Source organism: Polaromonas sp. CT11-55 (genome assembly GCF_047303325.1).
GTDB lineage: Bacteria > Pseudomonadota > Gammaproteobacteria > Burkholderiales > Burkholderiaceae_C > Polaromonas.
The window spans coordinates 1-280 of sequence record NZ_JBKBEX010000070.1 but is presented as its reverse complement, the minus strand read 5'-3'; the positions used below and the strand labels follow the sequence as shown (position 1 = coordinate 280).

The window sequence follows — 280 nt, the reverse complement described above, 5'->3', positions numbered from 1 at the left end:
AAGGCGGAGAAGATTCCAATACTGAGCTTTACAAAGTAAATCCTGAGAAGTTCAGAGACTTGAAGTATTTGTTAACGATTGATGCGGATGTACTTAACCCTAGAAGCGAAGATTTGGAACGCGCCTTTGACCTTGAAACGTACGATAGATTGGTAATGAACCCGATGGCAGACCAAGAAGAAGCTTTAAAGCTCTTACTGATGACTAACCCGAAGACGAAGAAAGACCCTGATAAGTTTGTGGCGCAACAGCAAGCTACTGACCCGATAGCAATGGCAAC

The 280-nt window shown here is 43.6% G+C and carries 1 protein-coding gene; it reads left to right on the top strand.

Going from position 1 to position 280, the window contains the following annotated elements; translation table 11 throughout:
- Positions 1-280: hypothetical protein (locus ACEN8I_RS24135; RefSeq protein ID WP_413331194.1), on the top strand; the 280-nt coding region annotated here is incomplete at both ends.